General features: G+C 65.6%; 10 protein-coding genes. 5 read left to right on the plus strand and 5 right to left on the minus strand.

All coding sequences use genetic code 11. The features are described 5' to 3' along the window. The first annotated feature begins 14 nt into the window (after positions 1–14). From ASH04_RS04045 to ASH04_RS04065, 5 genes are all read left to right on the plus strand, one after another. Positions 15–1,280 (plus strand): MCE family protein, encoded by a 1,266-nt coding sequence (locus ASH04_RS04045; protein ID WP_094692896.1) that lies wholly within the window; start codon positions 15–17, stop codon positions 1,278–1,280. Further along, positions 1,277–2,524 (plus strand): MCE family protein, encoded by a 1,248-nt coding sequence (locus tag ASH04_RS04050; protein WP_032365276.1) that lies wholly within the window; start codon positions 1,277–1,279, stop codon positions 2,522–2,524. Before ASH04_RS04045 ends, ASH04_RS04050 begins: the two co-directional genes overlap by 4 nt. An 83-nt stretch (positions 2,525–2,607) precedes the next feature. Further along, positions 2,608–3,285, plus strand: coding sequence for a hypothetical protein (locus tag ASH04_RS04055; RefSeq protein ID WP_032365277.1), 678 nt, complete (start codon positions 2,608–2,610; stop codon positions 3,283–3,285). 58 nt (positions 3,286–3,343) lie between these two features. Continuing rightward, positions 3,344–4,225, plus strand: coding sequence for a hypothetical protein (locus tag ASH04_RS26405; RefSeq protein ID WP_057472776.1), 882 nt, complete (start codon positions 3,344–3,346; stop codon positions 4,223–4,225). A gap of 212 nt (positions 4,226–4,437) precedes the next feature. Further along, positions 4,438–7,008, plus strand: a complete 2,571-nt coding sequence (locus ASH04_RS04065; RefSeq protein WP_057472932.1) for an aminotransferase class III-fold pyridoxal phosphate-dependent enzyme — start codon at positions 4,438–4,440, stop codon at positions 7,006–7,008. Here ASH04_RS04065 and ASH04_RS04070 read toward each other — a convergent pair. The 5 genes from ASH04_RS04070 to ASH04_RS04090 all read right to left on the minus strand — a co-directional run bounded on the left by ASH04_RS04070 (position 6,965) and on the right by ASH04_RS04090 (position 18,054). Further along, positions 6,965–7,618 carry an N-acetyltransferase gene (locus ASH04_RS04070; protein WP_235579918.1) on the minus strand — a complete coding sequence of 218 codons (654 nt, stop codon included), beginning with the start codon at positions 7,616–7,618 and terminating at the stop codon, positions 6,965–6,967. The genes ASH04_RS04065 and ASH04_RS04070 overlap by 44 nt on opposite strands. Then, positions 7,608–9,764 carry an MMPL family transporter gene (locus ASH04_RS04075; RefSeq protein WP_082519151.1) on the minus strand — a complete coding sequence of 719 codons (2,157 nt, stop codon included), beginning with the start codon at positions 9,762–9,764 and terminating at the stop codon, positions 7,608–7,610. The genes ASH04_RS04070 and ASH04_RS04075 overlap by 11 nt, the downstream gene beginning before the upstream one ends. Next, entirely contained in the window at positions 9,761–11,137 is a 1,377-nt protein-coding gene (locus tag ASH04_RS04080; RefSeq protein ID WP_032369719.1) for an aminotransferase class I/II-fold pyridoxal phosphate-dependent enzyme, read from the minus strand. The genes ASH04_RS04075 and ASH04_RS04080 overlap by 4 nt, the downstream gene beginning before the upstream one ends. Continuing rightward, positions 11,134–17,556 carry a type I polyketide synthase gene (locus ASH04_RS04085; RefSeq protein ID WP_082519152.1) on the minus strand — a complete coding sequence of 2,141 codons (6,423 nt, stop codon included), beginning with the start codon at positions 17,554–17,556 and terminating at the stop codon, positions 11,134–11,136. Before ASH04_RS04085 ends, ASH04_RS04080 begins: the two co-directional genes overlap by 4 nt. Positions 17,557–17,679: 123 nt before the next feature. Continuing rightward, entirely contained in the window at positions 17,680–18,054 is a 375-nt protein-coding gene (locus tag ASH04_RS04090) for a hypothetical protein (RefSeq protein ID WP_057472777.1), read from the minus strand. Between the last annotated feature and the right edge of the window lie 360 nt (positions 18,055–18,414).

Below are 18,414 nucleotides of genomic sequence, written 5' to 3' on the forward strand. Positions count from 1 at the left end.
GGAATCGAGCTCGCGTGAAACGTTCGTTGACCCTCGGAGCCGGGTTGTGCGTGGTGGCGCTGTCTGCCGGCGCGTGCTCGTCGGCCGGCATCTATGCCATCCCGCTGCCCGGTGGTGCCGACGTCGGCGACAACCCGTTCAATCTGACGGTGCAGTTCGACGATGTGTTGGACCTGGTGCCGCAGTCGACCGTCAAGGTCGACGGTGTTCCCGTCGGTCGCGTCGACTCCATCTCGGTGCCGAACGACGGGTGGACCGCCGATGTCAACGTCATCCTGAACTCCGACGTGGATCTGCCGGCCAACGCGATCGCGTCGGTGCAGCAGACCAACCTGCTCGGTGAGAAGTTCGTGCAGCTCTCCGCACCTCCCGGTGACGAAGAGGCTGCACGTCTGCAGGACGGTGCCACGATCCCGCTCGATCGCACCCGCCATGCAACCGACATCGAGCAGGTACTCGGTGCCCTGTCGCTGCTGCTCAACGGCGGCGGCGTCGGGCAGCTCTCGCCGATCGTCAAAGAGCTGAGCACGGCGTTCGACGGTCGCGAAGGCAAGACCAAAGAGCTTCTGCAGCAGGCCAATACGTTGATCGACGGTCTCAATCAGCAGCGCGACGACATCACCCGCGCCATCGACGGTCTCGACACTCTCAGTGGTCGCGTCAACTCGCAGACCGACAAGATCGACGCAGTACTCAAAGATTTGCCGATCGCGACGGAAGTTCTCGAGAAGCAACGTCCGCAGCTCACCGAGATGCTCGGGGCACTCGATCGACTCGGGGCCGTCGGCACCGATGTCATCGATCGCTCCAAGGACGACCTGATCGCAGATCTGCGTGCACTGCGTCCGACGCTGCAGGCCCTGGCCGATTCCGCGGACGACGTCGTCACCTCACTCGCGGTGATCCCGACACTGCCGTTCGCGGACGGCACCGAGAAGATCATTGAGGGCAACTCGGCCAACCTGTTCCTCTCGCTGGATCTCTCGATCGGTACGGCGCTGCGGAACTTCGGTGTGGGAGAGGGCGATCCGGTCTACATCCAGCCGAAGTACGGCAACACGTTGCCGGTCGTGGATCCGTCGAATCCGTACTACAACGGAAACGGCCCGCGTCCGGGCTGGCCGACGATCTCGCTGCTGCCGTTGCCGCCCATCATTCCGTCGCCGGTTCCCGGACCGGGTGCGCCTACGGGTGAGGCCGCCGGTGCTGCCGAGCCTGCACCGTTCGACCCGTTGGCTCCCGTGACCGATCTGCTCGAACGATTCGGAGTTGGACAGTGAGATCGAAGCTCGTTCGCTTTCAGTTGGTCGCGTTCGTCGTGGTCGCCCTGCTCGGGCTGATCTACGTCGGTGGCAAGTACGTCCGCCTGGACAACATGCTCGGGTTCGGGCAGTACGAGGTCGCACTCAACCTGGCCGACTCCGGCGGCATCTTCTCCAATGCCGAGGTGACGTACCGCGGTGTGCCGGTCGGAACCGTCGGCGATCTGCAGTTGACGTCGGACGGTGTCCGGGTGGCGCTCAAACTCGACAACGGTGGACCCGACATCCCGGCCGACACCAAGGCCGTCGTTGCGAACCGTTCCGCGATCGGCGAGCAGTTCGTCGACCTGCAGCCGCAGTCCGATCAGGGTCCGTTCCTGGTGGACGGTTCGGAAATCGCACAGGCCGACACCGCCACGCCGGTTCCGGTGGAGGACGTGCTCGCGAACACGAACACCTTGGTCAGGTCGGTGCCGCTGGACACGTTGACCAATGTGGTCAACGAGCTCGGTGTCGCGTTCGACGGCAAGGGCAACGACCTGCAGTCTCTGGTCGATTCGCTCGGGAACATCTCCGAGTCGGCCAACGAGGCTCTGCCGCAGACTCTGTCGCTGGTTCGTGACGCGGTGCCGGTGCTCGACACTCAATCCGAGCAGTCGGATCTGATTCGCGAATTCAGCACGAGCCTGGATCAGGTGACGGCTCAGCTGAAGTCGAGCGATCCCGATATCCGTCGTCTCATCGATACCGGAACTGCTGCCGGAGACCAGGTCGGTGGTCTCATCACCGATGCAGGCCCGGCGTTGACGACCGATATCAACAATCTGGCCCTGGTCGCGGCTCAGGCCGAGCCGCGGACGGTCGCGCTCCGTCCGTTCCTGACGTTCCTGCCTGCACTCGGTGCCGGTATCTCGACCATCGTCCCGAACGACGGCACTATCCATCAGGGTCTGTTGCTCGAAACCAACAACCCGCCGCCGTGCACCGTCGGCTACGAGGGCAGCCAGGCCATCCTGGACGAGGAGAAGCGGAAGAATCCGAACTTCGACGAGACTCGGGAGAACTACCCACTGAACCTCGACGCGAACTGCGCGACGCCGCAGGGCAGCGTCACCGGTGTCCGTAGCGCGAACCGAATCGTGTTCGCCGATCCGGACGTGCCGCAGCCGTGGGACCTCAAGCCCAAGGTCGATCCCGAGAAGCTCAACCTCAACCCCATCGCCACCCAGTTGGCACCGCTCCTCGGCGTCACGCCGAAGTAGCGGGACCGAAGGAACTGCTGCTCAGCACTACTATCGGGCCGAGAGCGGTTCGGCCGGATATTACCGAGTAGTAGGGTGACAGTGTGAACTCGAGCACCGAAACCCTGGAGTCGCCCGCGACTCCAGGGTCAAGCAAGACAGCAAAGATTCTGTTGGCCGTCGTCACGGTGATTGCCGTGGCGGCGCTCGCAGCGGCCGTGTTCTTCGGATACGGCTGGGGCACGGCGCTGTTGAGTGAGAAGCCCACCGCCGACACCCGCGATGCGGCGCTCACCGGCGCTCAGCAGGCTGCGGTCAACCTGAACACTGTGGATGCAGCCAACATAGACCAGTCGTTCGACAACATGAAGTCCTCGATCACCGGTGATCTGATGCTCAACGATCTGGAGCAGACCCGTTCGGGAATCACCGATCAGGTTCGTCAGTCCGGTGCCAAGAGCGAGGCCGAGGTGCTGCACGGCACTCTCACCGAGCTGAGCACCGACGAGAACACCGCAACGGCGCTCGTCGTCATCGCCACGACCACCACCTGGCCCGACCGGGTGGAGCGCAGCAAGCTGACCATGCGGATGGCCATGGAAGACGTAGACGGGGTGTGGAAGACCAACAAGGTCGATCCCATCGGTTCGCGGATCTCTCTCGACAACCCGAACACCAATCCCGTCATTCCGACGGAACCGGGTGGTCCCACCGACCCCAACGCGGTCGACCCCAGTACGGAAGCGACGCCGGCCCCCCAGCCGAACACCGGCGGCAACTGAGTTTGCCGGCAGCGCCGTCGTCCATCTGTACAGAAGTAAGCCTCGAAGGAGTTCTGCAGTGCCTCCCCAGCGTCGCAAGATCGTTCCCCCCACGACCACCAGCAAGGTACGGCGAAAGGTAGCCGGCACCGCCAAGCCCACGTCGGCCGAGACCGACGCACCGGCACCCGAGACAGCGGCACCCGACACAACGGGACCCGAGACAGCGGCACCCGACACCACGGCTGCCGAGACAGCCGTCGGCACCACACCCGCGTCGGAAAAGCCCAGACTGGACAAGACAGATCCGGTCGAGACGGATACGGTCACGACACAACCGGCCGAGACGCAGCCCGTCGACACGCAGCAGGACAAGTCGCGCCCGTCCAGGGCCGGGCTGAAGAAACCGGTCGCGCCCACCTCGACCTCGACCGAGACGACCGAGACGACCGAATCGCCGAAATCGGCGTCGGGTATCGGGTTCAAGCACGTGATCGTGGTCGCGGTCATCGCCGTGGTTCTCGGTGCTTTCGCAGCCGTCGCTGCATTCAAGCCGTTCGCGACGATCGACAACAAGGCGTGGGTGGATTCTTCGGCGACGCAAGAGGTGACGTCGGCAGCTACCGACGCTCTGCAGACCCTGTACACGTACAAGGCCGAGACGATCGATGCAGATTTCGATGCGGCGCGGGCGGTGCTCAATCAGTCGATGCTCGACGAGTTCAACTCCACCGCCGACACCACCAAATCTGCTGTGGTGCAAACCGATACCGGCACCGAGGCAATGGTCACCGATATCGGCGTCTCGCGACTCGAGGACGACAAGGCCGAACTGATCGCGAACGTCAACATCAGCGCGACTCAGAACGGCGTTGCCTCCGGCAGTGCGGAAGGCCCTCTGACGGTCAACATGGAGAAGATCGACGGCACCTGGAAGTTGTCGGCGATCGACGACCAGTAGACCCTGGCTGGTCGATACTTCGGCCCCGTCCGATGCAGCGTCAGCGCTGCTCGGACGGGGCTTTTCGTTGTTTTCACGGTCTCCGTCGGTGTCCCTGGCCAGGTCTACCATCGCGTTTGCGTCCTGGCTTGGGGCGAGCCCTGGTTGTTCGGGACAACCATTCGATGCTCGACGGCCAGGGATGGATCCGATGAAAACGGAGCATGCTGGTCATGACTGACACGACAATCGATGTATCTGTAGTACCCGAGCGGTCGGGTCGCTCGGGATTTGCGGGCAGCGTCAATCCCGAGTTGTACCGACTGCTGACTGCACTGAATCTCGATCGCGAGTACGTCCGCGGCGACGGCACCGTGCTGTTCGATTCTGCGGGCCGTCGGTATCTGGACTTCGCGGGTGCCTACGGGGCGCTGCCGTTCGGGCACGGGCCGACGCCGATCTGGCAGGCGATCAACGATGTTCGGTGCAGCGGCGAGCCCATCTTCGTGCAGCCCTCGGTGCTCACCGCCGCAGGTGAACTGGCGGATCGTCTGGGGAGAATCGCACCCGAGGGATTGACGCGTACGACGTTCGTCAACAGTGGCACCGAAGCGACCGAGGTGGCGCTGAAGATCGCGCGGGCCCATACCGGCCGCCTCGGGGTGCTGACGACCGGGAACAGTTTTCACGGCAAGACGCTGGGGGCGCTGTCGGCGACAGGAAATATCAAGTACCAGAGTGGATTCGGGGCCCCGGTATCGGGATTCGACCACATCGCGTTCGGCGATGCAGAGGCACTCGACGCGGCTCTGGCGGCTGCGCCGGATCACTATGCGGTGTTCCTCGTCGAGCCGATTCAGGGTGAGGGCGGCGTGGTGTGCCCGCCCGACGGTTACTTGCGGCAGGTCCAGGAGATCTGCAACCGCCACGGTGTGTTGCTCGCGCTCGACGAGGTGCAGACGGGACTCGGCCGGACCGGCCGGATGTTCGCAGCCGAGCACGAGGGCGTGGTTCCCGACATTCTGACTCTCGCGAAAGCGCTCGGCGGCGGGATCGTGCCGGTGGGCGCGGTGCTGTGCCGCCCGGAGCTGGTGGGGGAGAGTTTCGCGCTTCGCCACACGTCGACGTTCGCGGGCAACGCGTTGGCCGCACGGGTCGGCCTGGCCGTGCTCGAGGAGTTGACCCGAGACGACTGCGCGGTGGTCACCGGAGCTGCCGCGCTCGGACGACAGCTGAAGAACGATCTGGCCGGCCTGGCCGAGAAGTACCCCTCAGTGGTCACCGAGGTACGTGGTCGCGGATTACTGCTGGGCATCGAACTCACCGCGGATGTGAACTTCGTCGGACGGCAGTCGCTGCTCGGTTCGATCGCGGATCAGCACAACCTGTCCGCGGTGATCTGCTCGTATCTGCTCAACGTCGAGGGCATTCGCGTGGCTCCGACTCTGTTCGGCAACAGGGTGATTCGTATCGAACCACCGTTGACGGTCTCGTCGTCGGCATGCTCGCGTCTGGTCGCTGCCCTCGATCGCGCGCTCGGCTACGCGGCCGAAGGGGACATGGACGGATTGTTCGGACATCTGCTCGGGCGTCCGACTGTCGCCACTCCCGCGGCGCTCACGGCATTGCGTCCGGGCCGTACTCCCGACATCGCGGTACGGCCGGGCGATCGACGCTTCGCCTTCATCGCCCATCCTCTCGATCTCGGCTTCTTCGCTGCGTTCGATCCTGCGCTCGAGGTGTTCGACAATGCCGAGAGACAGGACTTGCTGGAGCGATTCGCCGCGTCGACGTCCGAGCTCGATCCGGCCTCGTTCGTCATCGGCAGCGGGCGGGTGTCCGGATTCGGAGACGCAACTGCGCACGGCGACCTGATCGGGCTGCCGTACACCTCCCAGCAGCTGCTGCAGCTGCCGACCGAGCGTGCGCTGGCAGTGGTGGGCGGAGCCGTCGAACTCGCGATCTCGCGCGGGGCAACCGTGGTCGGACTCGGCGGGTACTCGTCGGTGATCACCGGAAACGGGCTGGGTCTCGGTGCGACATCTCGGCCGATCACGACGGGCAACACCTTCACCGCGGCCGCGAGTCTGCGGGCCGTCCGACGTGTATGCCAGGAACGGGGTATCGATGTCGCTCGCGCGCGGGTGACGATTCTCGGTGCGGGTGGGGCGATCGGACGGACCATCGGTAAGCAATTGGCCGGTGAGGTCGGCAGTATCGCGTTGGTGGGCAGGCGCGGCGAGAACTCGGTGATCGCGCCGAAGTTGTGGGCTGCGGCGCAGGAGATGGTGGCGAGTGCCGGTGGGGGTTCGGGTGACCTGGCGGTGGCTGCCGCCGAGGTCGACGGCGATCTCGACGATCTGATCCGATCGCGACACATCGAATTCTTCACCGATCCTGTTGCTGCTGTGCGTGATTCGTTGATCGTCATCGCGGCGACATCGGCTCCGCAGTCGTTGATCGATCCGACGGACCTGATGCAGGGTGCCATCGTCTGCGACGTGGCGCAGCCACCGAACATCGGCCGGGACGTCCGCGGTGAACGGCCGGACGTGACGGTGTTCGACGGAGGAATCGTGCGGGTGCCGTCGGGCTCGGATTTCGGTTTGACGTACGGGTTGGCTCCGGGGTTGACGTACGCGTGCATGGCCGAGACGATGCTGATCGCATTGTCGGGCGAATTCGACCTCCGCAGCATCGGCACCACTCTGGACGGTGAGAATGTCGAACGGTTGGGTGCGCTGGCCGACGTTCACGGCTTCACGCTCGCCGAGGCCACCCGGTGGCGTCAGGACGCTCACTAGGTGACCGGGCCGGAGGTCTCGAGAGCAGGTGGACCTCCGGTCCCGCCGCGCCGATGCGGGCGGTTCCCCATGGCACAAAGCCCATCGCGGTCCAGAATCCGAGGTTGCCCTCCTTGCAGATTCCGTACAGAGGTCGGCCCTCGCGATCGGTGCGCGCCTGCACGTGGGCCGACAGCGCAGCACCGACGCCGGATCGGTGTGTGGACGGTTCGACGCCGAGGTAGACCCACAGCACAGCGTCGGGGGCGGGGGAGTTCTCGGTCAGGAGCCGATCCATCTCGATGCCGGCCCGGGTGCCGGAACCCATGGCCCACAACAGATGTGGACCGGACACCAGCTGCCGCCACCGCGGTGTCGCGGGGGCGTCGTGTGGATGCCACAGTGACACTCCGACGATGCGGCCGTTCTCGACGGCGAGGTCGGCCCCACCTGCGGGAATGTAGCGGTGGCGGATCAGTGCGGCCATCATGCGCCGCTGTTTGCTCGGGCGGCTGGACGCGTCCGGGAAGAAGTATTCATTGACCGGGTCGTCGTCCTGGAAGGCGCGTGCCATCATCGTGGACATCTCCGTGATGTCTGCTGTGGTGGCCGTTCGGATCTCAATGGGCACGGCTGGTCTCCTCTGCGGGCGAGTGCGGACGTGGTGTGGCCTGCGGTCGCTTTGGGGTGGGGCGCAGCCACCAGTTGGCGTTGCCCATCGATGCGACGAGCGCGGGCACCAGCATCATGCGCACGATGGTGGCGTCGATGACGAGACCGACGATGATGCCGATACCCACGAGCCGCATCATGGCGAGTTCGGACAGCGAGAAGAATGCGGTGACTGTGATGAGCAGTAGCGCGGCGGCCGTGACGACGCGTCCGGTGTGGGCGGCACCGATGCGGACGGCGTCCCGGGTGGTGGCTCCTGAATCGTGTGCTTCGACGATGCGGGAGAGCAGGAAGATCTCGTAGTCGGTGGACAGGCCGAACACCACGGCCATGATGAGGATGCTCATCGTCGACTGCAACGGCCCCGGGGTGACGCCGATCCACTCGGCACCGTGACCGTCGACGAAGATCCAGGTGAGCACTCCGAAGGTGGCACCGAGGCTGATCGATGCCATCGCAATTGCCTTGACGCTGAGCACGATCGACCGGAACGCCACCGTCGTCATCACGAACGTGGCGAGAACCATGATGGTCAGCATCCACGGAAGCGTCGCGTAGATGGCGTCCATGCCGTCCTGGCTCTGCGCGGTGCCGCCGCCCACGCGCAGTGTCGTCCCGGTCGGGGCCGGGATCGACCGGATGGAGTCCAGTGTCTCCAGGGCACCTGACGTGCGATCGGGTGAGCTCATGATGGCGTCGACGACGGTCAGGTTGTCCACGGTTCCGCCGGGGACTGCTGCAACGACACCGAGTGACGCGTCGACCGCTCTGGTCACTTCGTCGACCGCTGCGGGACTCGGTGGGGAGTCGGTGTCGGATTCGACGAGGACGGTGACACCGGTGTTCGCGAGCGGGAATTCGGTGAACAGCTTCTCGGTGGCGATTTTCGCGGACGCGTCGGAAGGGAGGCCCGTGTGGTCGAGATCGCCCAACCGGGCACCGAGAATCGCCGCACTGAGCAGTGCAAGTATCGCGAAAATGGCTACGACGACGAGCACCGGCCTGCGCATGACGCGGTCTGCGACCGTGCCCCAGAACCGTTGGGCGCGTGCGTCGCCTCGGTCGATAGCGCCTCTGCGCCAACTCCACGAGTCGATACGGTGTCCGAGGATCGCGAGCGCTGCGGGCAGTGCGGTCAGTGAGATGACGGCAGCAACGGCCACCGCGGCCATGCCGCCGAAGCCGAGAGATCGAATCATCGACTGCGGGAAGATCAGCATGCCCACGAACCCACAGACGAGCAACAGGGCCGAGAACGCCACGGTGCGGCCTGCGGTGAACATCGTGCGGCGCACCGCATCTGCCGGGTCTCGGCCGTCGCGTAGTTCCTCGCGGAAACGCGTGATGACGAACAGGCTGTAGTCGACGGCCATCCCGAGTCCGACGAGCGAGGCGATATTGGTGGCGAACACCGATACTTCGGTGACCTCGTTCAGTGCACGCAGTACGGCGAGCGATGCCACGACGCTCATGCCGCCGATGACCAACGGCGTTGCGGCAGCGACGAGTCCGCCGAATATCAAAAGCAGCAGGACGAGCAGAATCGGGAACGTGATTGTCTCGGCCCGCACCAGATCCGCTCGCGCCTGCTCGTTGTAGGCGTCGGCGATGGCCGAGAAGCCGCCGAACTGCACGGTCGCGCCGTCGATCGTCAACTCCGCGCGAAGGTCCCGGTAGGTCTTGACGCGTCGGTCCTCGTCGCCGGTCAGCGTCAGGACCGCGAGTGCGGACCGGCCGTCGAACGATCGCAGACCCGACGCGAACGCGTCCGGCACGGTCCAGTAGGTGATGGGAGCGCGGGCGAGCAGTCCGTCGTCGATGTCGTCGAGGCGACCGAGAACGGTGTTGCCGATGTCGTCGATCGAGCGTCCGTCCGTCGGGGTGTAGACCACCGCGACGTCGGGAACCTTTCGGCCGAAACGCGATTCGACCAACGCGTCCACTTCGGCCGATTCACTGGCCGGGTCGGTGTACCCGCCCAGGCTCAGTTCGTCGACGACACCGATGCCCCACGCACCCGCGGCCAACACGAGCGCGACCACGGTGACCAGTACCCACCGCGCACGTTCGACGACGAAGTCGACCGGTCCGGTGCCGGTGGTCACGACGCACCCGGGGCGCCGACGCCGTCGACGAAGGACGCCAGTGCGGTCAACGCGGCGTCGATCTGTGCGTGCGTGTGTTCGCTCGAGAGGAAGAACCGAAGCCGTTCCTGGCCCACCGGTACCGAGGGATAGGTGATGGCGTTGACGTTGATGCCCTGGTGCAACAGTGCGACGCAGGCCAGTACGGTTCCTTGGGTGTCGCCGATGACGATCGGCAGAATGGACGTGCCCTCGGCGGTCCCGGTGTCGAACCCGTGAGAGCGTGCGCGGGTGAACGCATAGCGGCCGTTCTCGCGCAGGCGTTCGACACGGTCCGGTTCGGCGGTGAGCACGTTCAGCGCCATGTTCGCCGCTGCCACTGCGGACGGCGCGGGTCCGGCGGTGAACATGCTCAATCCCGGTGCGGAGTACTTGAATCCGCGGATCAGCTCGCGGGAGCCGGCCAGGAACCCGCCGACGCTGCCGAGGGCCTTGGACATGGTTCCCATCCACAGGTCGACGGCGTCGCCGGGCAGGTCGTAGAGTTCGCGGATGCCGAGGCCGCGCTGACCCAGTACGCCGAACGCGTGTGCTTCGTCGACCATCACGGCGCAGTCGTAACGCCGGGCCACGGCGATCAACTCGGGGAGTACGGCGACGTCGCCGTCCATGCTGTAGTGGCTTTCGAGGATCACCATCGCGCGTGCGAAACTACCGCGCGACATCTTCAGTATCGCCTCGAGTGCATCGGGGTCGTTGTGACGGAACAACACTCGTCGACACCCTGCCCATTCGGTCCCCGAGACGATGCTGCTGTGGACCAGGGTGTCGCACACTGCCAGGTCACCTTTGCCCAGCAGGTAGCCGACCGCGGCGGCGTTGGTGAGGTACCCGCTTGCGGTGATCACCGTGTCGTCGACGTCGTAGATGCGGGCGAGCGCCGACTCGAACTCCTCGTAGAGCGGAATCTGGCCGCTCACGATGCGGCTGCCGGACACCGAGGTTCCGTAACGATCGATCGCGTCCTTGGCTGCGTCCATGACGCGCCGGTCCGAGCTCAGGCCCAGGTAGTTGAAGCTGCCGAAGTTGATCATGTCGCGGTCGAGCTGTCGGATGGTCGCGCCGGCCGTGCCGTCGTGCGGCAGGTAGAGCGGGTTGGGCACACCGAGTTCCGCGAACATTCGATCGACTCCGTCGAATTGTGCGGTGGTCGCCGCGACGTCGGGATGATCGGCCAGAGACCCGCTTCGCTGCCCCTTACCGTGCCCGGCAGCGGCAGGTTCGGCGGCTGTGGGTCCACGGCCGATCGACTCGGGGCCGGTGTCCACGTTCACCGTGGAGTACCCGCCGCGGGCGAGCAGCCTGCGAGCGATCTCTCGTGAATCGACGCTCATGGTGCGACCGCTTCCAGAGGGGCGGACGGGGGCACGGTAGATGCGGTGTTACCCGCGGCGGCATTCCTGGTGATGCTCGCAGCGAGTTTCGCTCCGATCGCGGCAAGGCCTTGACCACGCCCGAACTCGAGCACCGACATTTCGAGACCCACGGATTTGCCGACCCGAGCGGCGAATTCGACTGCCATCAGTGAGTCGAGGCCCAGTTCCGGTAAGGGTGTCGAGGTGTCGACTGCATCCGGATCGATGCCCATGACGGCAGCGAGCTGCTCGGCCAGAACGAACGTCAGCACGTCCGCGCGTTGGTCCTCGGGCAGCGCGAGTATTTCGGCGTGCAGTGCGGTGACGCCCGACCCGCCGGTGCTCGCTGCGGCGATGTGCGCTGCGAAGCGTGGGATGTGCGCGGACGCGGGGTTGGCGATACCCCATTGTTCCCAGTCGATTCCGACGACGGCCACGTGCGGGAGATCCAGTGTCAGGCATTCGCCCAGATAGCGGGCCGCTGCGTCCATGTCGACATTGCGAAAGCCGAGCATGTCGAGGTAGCGCACCACCTCCTCCGCAGTTTCCGCCATGCCCCCTCCGCTCATCGCGCCCCAACTGACCGTCAATGCCGACTTACCGCGGGCACGCCGGGACCAGGCGAGTGCATCGAGCACCGAGTTGGCGGCGGAATAGGACACCTGCGGGGTGCCACCGCTGAGGCTGCTCATCGAGGAGAACAGGACGAAGATCGCAGGATCGATTCCGGCAACGTCGAGTGCGCGATCGAGATTCAGTGCGCCGGTTACTTTGGGCGCGAACACTTCGCGAACGGACTGCTCGGTGATGTTCGCAACCGGCAGGTTGTCCACCACCCCTGCGGTGTGGAACACCCCGCCGAGTGGGGCGTCGGCGACGGTCCGTCCGATCAGTTCGGCCACTGCGTCGTAGTGCGAGATGTCCACGCGTTCGGCGACCACTCGTACTCCGGCTGCCTCGAACGCGGCGACTCCCGCGATGGCGGTCTCGGTGGTTGCTCCGCTGCGCCCGACGAGTACGAGGTGTCGTGCGCCCTCTGCGACGAGCCAGCGCGCGATCGCCATTCCGAAGGCGCCGAATCCACCAGTGACGATGTAGGCGGCCGTGGGATCGATGCGTACGGTCGGGACCTCGGGCCGGACCGAGGGCATGTCGTCGTCGAAGGACAGTACGACGCGGCCGGTGTGAGTGGAGCGCACGACAGCGTCGAACGCGTCGGCCACGCGAGCGAGCGGGTACGTCGTGTACGGCAATGGTGTGTACGTGCGGTCCACCAAGCCCGCGATGACGGCCTCGGTGACCTGCCGCGCCAGAGCCGGTTTGAACTCGAACATTCGGTCCATGTCGACGGCGAAGAAGGTGAGATTGCGATCGAACGGGGCGAGGTCCAGCACGCCGCCGAAGTAGATGTCGGCTTTACCCAGCTCGACGATGCGGCCGAATTCTGCTGCCACATGCAGGTTCTGGGCCATGATCTCACCCGGCGAGGAGTTGTAGACGACGTCGACGCCTCGTCCGTCGGTCAGCACACGAATGTCGTCGGCGAAGTTCAGTGATCTGGACGCGAGCACGTGGTGAGCACCGGCCTCGGTTGCGACTGCCCGCCGCTCCTCGGTTCCTGCGGTCGCGATCACCACTGCTCCGAGTCCGCGGGCGACCTGGATTGCGGCCAATCCCAATCCGCCCGCGGCACCGTGGATCAGGACGGTCTCGCCGGGTCGAACTCGGGCGAGATCGAGTAGGCCGAATCGCGCGCACATCAGCGGCAGGATCGACGAGCACCACCCGAACTCCCAGTCGGACGGTACTTTCGCCGAGCCCCCTTCGTCGGCGTCGAGGGTGACGAAGCGCGCCATGATGTTTCGTGAGCACAAACCGATGTGATCGCCCGGTGCGATGCCGTCCACATTCGGTCCGACGCGAGTCACGACACCGAGTCCGCCGAGCCCGAGTGTCGTGCCGAAGTAGGTGCCCGCGAGTTCGCGCTCGGTCAGCACTCCCATGACCTTGAGCGGATCCTTGTAGTTGATGTCGATTGCGCGGACCTGAACCTCGATCTGGCCGGGGCCGGGCTCCATGCGCGCTGTCGCGCGAAAGGCGATATCGGACAACATCTTCGATGCCGGAGCCTCGATCGCGAAGGACGCCTCCCGGTCCAGTAGCGTGGCGGGTGTATCGCGTAGCGCCAGGTGGTCACGCAAATTGCTGCGCAGCCTCACCGCCCATCGAGAACCCTGGCGCAGAGCCACCTCGTCGGCATCGTCGCCTGCGTAGGGCCCGAACGCGATCGTCTCGGTCACCACCTGCTCGACATCGGTGTCGGCTTCGGTGTCCACCAGACGCCACGCGGCAGGGGATTGTTCGTTGCGCAGTGACCGTCGGGCACCGACGAGGCCGGAGTGGGTCAAGTGCGCGCCGGCGGGATCGCCCGGCATGCAGAAGGCCTTCTCGGTCACGATCACCGCGGTGACGGACCCCGGCTCGGAGGCCGGCCCGTTCGAGTCGCCGTACAGCGCGTTCTGCACGGTGCGTGCGATGGTGGTCAGGGCGTGTACGGCCGACGCCGGGTCTGCGAACTCGCCGGCGACGGCGACGACGGTGGCGCGGTCGACACCGTCGGCCTCGAGGCCGGTACGCAGGATTCTGGTCAGGTCGGTGGCGTCGAAGGTGTTCTGCGCCAACACCACCGATGTTCGGCGGGCGCGGGCGATGGCCTCGGCGCGCGTGTGTGCTCGGCTGTCGGCTGCGGCGTCGCCCAGCACGACTACCAGAGCGAAGTCGCGATCGGTGTCTGCTGCGGGCATCGGAGCATCGCGGTTGTCCCGCAATTCCCACACCGGTTCGTAGAACAACCGGTCCAGTTCGGTGTGCAGCGACTGCGGCGGCGCTATCGGTTTGAATTCGACGCCGCCCAACGCGACCGCGGCCCGGCCCTCGTCGTCGGTCACCGTGATGTCGGCTCGCATCGGGTCGGTTCCCGTGCGCCGCACCACGACGACGGCATGGTCGGGAATCGGTCCGTACCTGCGGACGGACGCGATGGTGGCCGGAACCACTGCGCCGCTGCGGTCCCCGGCGGCAGCCGACGAACCCAGCGCTGTTCCAGCCAGTGCAGCTGTGCCGGCCAGTGCAGCGACGCATTGCAGCGCGGTGTCCAGTACCGCGGGATGCACCAGGTGACGGGAGCCGGAGTGACGGCCGGCGTCGATGACGGCGACGACTGTGTCGGTGTCGATTCGGGCGGAGACGATGCCCTGGAAGGCCGGTCCGTAGTGCAACCCGGCCGCGGCGAGCAGCGGATACAGCGCGTCTCCGGTGATCTCGACGGCGGCGTCAGAGATCTCAGCGGCGACGAACGGGGCGTCGAATCGCCCCTCCACGAGGCGGCCCGTGGCGTTGACGGTCCATTGGGTGTCGGCCGCCGACCGCGAGCGCAGCACGAATCTTCTCGTCGAGTCCTCCACCGAGATCTGCAGAACGGGAACGTCGTCGGCGTCGATCACCAGCGGGGCGACGAACTCCACGTTCTCGGCTGCGGCCTCGGGATGTCCGGTCCGCGCGGCCGCGGCGCTCAGTGCGGCGTCGAGGTATGCGGTACCGGGTAGCAGCACGAGACCGTCGACGACGTGATCGCGCAACCACGGAAGTTGGGCAACGGCCAGTTCGACGCTCCAGTGGGAACCGGCCTCGTCCGAACGTTCGCCGAGCAGGGGGTAGGTGTCGGGGGCGCCGAACCTGTCGAGAATCGAGGATTCGGGCTCGGACCAGCAGCGTGTGCGTTGCCACGGGTATGCGGGCAGCTCCCTGTGCGGCGATACGGCTGCAGAGCCGTCGAAGGAGCCGCTCGCGTACAGACCCTGGATTGCGGCCGTCAGGCTCGATCGGTCGTCCGCCCCACGGACCAACGTTCCGATCGACGTTCCGGTCTCGCCGGCTCGGATCAGGATTTCCCTGATATTGCCCGAGAGCACCGGATGGGGGCCGACTTCGAGGAAGACGCGGTGGCCGTCGGCGATGAGAGCGGCCATCGTGTCGGCGAAACGCACCGGGCGTCGAACGTTGTCGCACCAGTAGCTCGAGTTCCATTCTGCGCCGGTGACGCGCTCTGCCGTGACCGTCGAGTACAGCGCGAGGCCAGGGACCTGTGCATCGATGGTGTGCAGGGCCGAATCGATCTGCGCCAGAATGGGATCCATGAGGTGGCTGTGGTACGGCACCTCGACGTGCAGCATCTTGGCAAAAACTCCGCTGCCGGTGAGTATCTCGGCGAATGCTGCCAATGTGGTTGTGTCGCCTGCCAACGTGACCGCGGTCGGGCTGTTGATCGCGGCCACCGAGATCTCCGCGGACACGCCGTGCTCCTGGATCCGGGCCAGGGCATCGTTCTCGGACAATCCGACGGCCAGCATGCCGCCGGAGCCTGCTGTGGTGGCCTGCAATCGGGCGCGGTGGTAGCTGACGAGCAGGGCGTCGTGGAGGCTCAGTGCTCCGCTGACGTAGGCGGCGCTGACCTCGCCGACGCTGTGTCCGACGACCGTGGTCGGTGCTATACCGAGGGAACCGAGCTCGGCGACGAGAGCGACCTGGACGAGGAAGTTCGCCGGTTGCGCGATCGAGGTATCTGTGACCCGGGATGCGTCTTCGTCCCGGGTCAATTCCTCGATGATCGACCAACCGGCGATGTCGACGAACGCAGCATCGACGAGCCGTGCGACACGGGCGAATTCGCCGTCCGCGAGCAGCAGTTCGCGGCCCATGGCCCACCACTGCGGGCCCATGCCGCTGAAGACGAACACCGGCGCCGCGCTGTGGCCGACGACGGTGTGGGCGGTCGACCCACTGCCGCCCGCGAACGAGACCAGGGTGCCGAGCAAGTCGTCTGCATCGGTGTAGGGGAGTGCGGCCCGGACAGGGTGGTGGGCTCGACGCGACCACGCGGCCGAGGTGAGCGCAGGTAGTTCGTCCGCGCGGCCGGAATCGATCAGATCCTGCACCGTGGTTCCGAATGCCGCGGCGGACGCACGTGCGGCCGTGTCGGTCCGTCCGGAGACGGGGAACAGCCGAAGTTCGACGGTGTCGTTCGCAGGTCCGGTGGCCGGCGCGTCGGGCTGGGCCGGTGCCGCAGACATCACGACGTGCGCGTTGGTACCGCCGTATCCGAAGCCGTTGATGGCCACGTACGGGTCTGCATCGGCGAAGGGTTCCACGGCCACCGGAATGTGAATGTTCAGCTCGTCGAACGGGATTGCCGGATTGAGCGTGTGCAGCCACGCCTGCGGCACGATGGTCCGATGGTGCAGCGTCAATGCCGATTTGATGAGGCCGGCAATGCCCGCGGCCGCTTCGGTATGCCCGATCGCGGCTTTGATGGAACCGACCACCAGCGGGCTTTCGCGTCCGTCGACCACGCCGTAGGCTCCGCCGAGCGCCTCGAGTTCGAGTGGGTCTCCTACTGCGGTTCCCGTGCCGTGCGCTTCGACGTAGCCGACCCGTCCGGGTTCGATTCCTGCTTCCGCGCACACTCGGGTGGCGAGTGCGTGTTGCGAGACGGGATTGGGGACGGGAATGGCGATGGTGCGCCCGTCCTGGTTCACGCCGGAACCTCGAATCACCGAATAGATCCGGTCCCCGTCCGCGATCGCATCCGCCAGGGGGCGGAGCAGCACCATGCCCGCGCCTTCGCCGCGGCCGTATCCGTCGGCGGCGGCGTCGAAGGACTTCGATCGGCCGTCGAACGAGAGAAACCTGCCCTTGCACATCGAGACGAACGTCTCGGGGCGGAACATCGCATTGGCTCCGCCGACCAGGGCCATGGTGCATTCGCCGCGCTCGAGTGCGCGGACGGCCTGGTGGACGGCGACGAGGGACGACGAGCATGCGGTGTCGATCGTCATGGACGGTCCGACGAGATCGAGCGCGAACGAGATGCGGTTGGAGAGCAACGTATGCGAGGAACTGGTGGCGCTGTGCGAATTGATTTGGGCGCGTGCGGAACTGGATGTGCGCAGCCCGGCCGAGTCGTTGGTGAATCCGCCGACGAACACTCCGATCGGTTGCCCGCTGACCCGGCCTGCGTGCCCGGCGTCGTCGAGCGCTTCCCAGGCGACTTCGAGTAGGAGACGTTGCTGAGGGTCGGTCACCGAGGCCTCGCGAGGCGACATTCCGAAGAATTCGGGGTCGAAGTCCCACAGCGACTGGGTCAGGAATCCGCCGCGTCGGGTGTAGGCGCGTCCCGGCGCGTCGGGATTCGGGTCGTAGAAGCGATCGGCGTTCCACCGGTCCGCGGGTATGTCGACGATGCCGTCGCCCTTGTCGAGCATGAACTTCCAGAAGCTGGGGCCATCGTGTACCCCGCCTGGGAATCTGCATCCGATTCCGACCACTGCCACCGCGACCATGCTGTCCCCCCGAGAGACAAAGAGTTGTGTTGTGCGAATGCGTTTGTTGCGCAAAAGAAAAGACGCGCGTCGACGAATCGAACCCCCTCGTCGACGACCCCCGTTGCGACAAAGTGAATACAATCAGACCGCGGGCCGGATTTCCATAGCAACCGAGGGGTTGCGTCGATCGGGTCGGTCTGCATGGTCGATCACGGCTCGACCGTTGTCGTTGCAAATGAAATGCGTGTTCCACCAATATCTTTCGTGATTGCCGCGAAAGATCTGGAAGCTCACGCGGAATCGCGGAATCGCGGTCCGCAACTCGGCTCGGGTCGCAGTCGCCGGAGTCCCGATCCACCGAATGTCGATCAGCAGATCCCTCGGTAGCGATTCGTCCGGGTCGCCGCGATCGGCGGGATGAACGGCTGAGGCGAACAGCTGGAGTGAACTGCAGGGCTGATCAGCTTCCGTGTCGGTCGGGAGGGCCGGCAGAAGCGCGTCTGTGTCAGTCGTCACATCGGTCGCCTCGGGCCGGGTCGATGCGCCGGTTTCCCGCGGACCTCTTGACGAAGGGAGGCGCAAGGTTCACTCTTGTCGTCAGGAGCACCCCCTTGCGGTATCGGGCGCACACCTGTTCGAGCCGGCGTGGCGACACGCTTTGCTCGACTCGGTGCGAGAACGGACCTCGGGTGTTACTTTTGATGCCCCCGTTGCGCTGCGCGCACATTTGGGGTACCTTTGGACGTTGCGCTGGCTGCCTCCTGTCCACCTCTCGATCACTGTTACCCGAAAGCACGTTTTCGGGCCGCTGTGATGGGGATTCGGTCTGGTTGCGACCAGCCGAAATTCGCCCCACATATAGCAAACAGATACAGC

The organism is Rhodococcus sp. Leaf233 (assembly GCF_001426165.1).
Lineage (GTDB): Bacteria > Actinomycetota > Actinomycetes > Mycobacteriales > Mycobacteriaceae > Rhodococcoides > Rhodococcoides fascians.